Origin of the sequence: Streptomyces millisiae (assembly GCF_031845425.1) — a bacterium.
GTDB classification, from domain to species: Bacteria; Actinomycetota; Actinomycetes; order Streptomycetales; family Streptomycetaceae; genus Streptomyces; species Streptomyces millisiae.
On the sequence record NZ_JAVREM010000168.1, the window covers coordinates 1 to 761 of the forward strand.

The 761-nt window shown below is 64.9% G+C and carries 1 protein-coding gene; it reads right to left on the bottom strand.

From position 1 onward, the window contains the following. A partial coding sequence (locus RNC47_RS36030; protein WP_311605063.1) for an FGGY-family carbohydrate kinase occupies positions 1 to 761 on the bottom strand: 761 nt, incomplete at both ends.

Sequence of the window (761 nt, forward strand, 5' to 3'; positions counted from 1 at the left end):
GTCACACATGATCGGGCGCAGTGCGGCGGTCAACCGCTGGTAGTCGCCAAAGGTGTGCTCATACACGGCTATTCGCTTCGGATCGGGCTCGAGAAGACGAACTTTCGGGGCGAAAAGTTGTGAACCCGCACCTAGGCTCGGGACGATCCCGGCGGCGGTCGCCGCGATCACCGCACAGGCCCGAAGCGTGAGGTTCTCACCGATCACCAATTCTGCGGGCCTGCCGAGCACATCGATCGTGACCTGCTGCCACAACGAGTTTCGCTCGATGCCGCCGGAGAAGACCAGGCGCGCACACGGTACTCCGGATCGTTCGAACGAGTCGATAACACTGCGGGTGCCGCAGGCGACTGCCTCGACCATCGCCCGATACAGTTCGGCCTTTGTGGTGCCGAGTGTCAGCCCGATCACCGCACCGCGTAGGCGGGCTTCGCGGTGCGGCGTGCGGTTGCCCATGAAGTAGTCGAGGGCCCTCAGGCCGTGGGCGGCCGGGTCGACGGCGGAGGCCTGGTCGATCAACCCCGGCAGCTCGTCGCGAGGCACACCCATGATGGACTCCCCGGTCCATTTGAGTACCGAACCGCTGGTCACCTGACCGCCCTCGACCAGCCACTTGTCGTGCGTCAAGGCATTGGGATACGGGCCCCACACCTCTTTGGATGTGCTCGGCTGGTCCACTTCGGTGACGATGGCCGAGGACGTGCCGGACACGATGGAGACCAGCCCGTCCGTTTTGCCCCCGCAGGCCAGCAGGGATACGT